Origin of the sequence: Paracoccus salipaludis, assembly GCF_002287065.1 — a bacterium.
GTDB lineage: Bacteria > Pseudomonadota > Alphaproteobacteria > Rhodobacterales > Rhodobacteraceae > Paracoccus > Paracoccus salipaludis.
On record NZ_NSJZ01000109.1, the window covers coordinates 1 to 590 of the forward strand.

1 protein-coding gene is annotated in these 590 nt (G+C 66.4%); it reads left to right on the plus strand.

Going from position 1 to position 590, the window contains the following annotated elements; genetic code table 11:
- Positions 1–11: 11 nt before the first annotated feature.
- Positions 12–590: replication initiation protein (locus CK240_RS17785; protein WP_205957924.1), on the plus strand; the 579-nt coding region annotated here is incomplete at its 3' end.

Consider the following 590-nt stretch of genomic DNA (forward strand, 5'->3'; position numbering starts at 1 on the left):
GAGAAATCACCGTGCCCAGCAGCGCCGTTGCGCTCCGATCCGACAAGCCGCTGACCCCGGCTATGGTCTCGGCAATATGGGAGCTGGCCTCGGCGCTCGATGCTGCCCGCGTCCCCGCCGAAGTGGACAACAGCGTCTGGCTGGAAGTGCCGTCGCGGCTGCTGCGCGGCGAGGACGGGCGCAACGACAACATCTGGCTGCGCGAGTGCCTGACCCGCCTAACCGGGGTGCAGCTCAGCGGCGAGTGGCGTGGCGATCCCTGGGGCGCGGTCTTGCTGGCCGAATGGAAGATCACCCAAGGTGGCTCGATGGTGCGGGCGTTGATCCCACCAGCCGGCGTCCATGCGCTCCGCAGCCCGCAGAACTTTGCCAAGATCGAGGCCCGCGCCGCTCACAGCCTGACCGGCCACGGCCGCCAGCTTTATGTGCTGCTTGCCGACAAGAAGCGGCTCGGACGGCCATTCTGGACCTTCACCGTGGACGAACTGCGCTCGCTCATGGGGGTGGCTGACAAGAAGTCCTATGAGGTTTGGGGGCAGTTCCGACGCTGGGTTCTGGACCCAGCCCTAACAGCGGTGAACGACTATGGC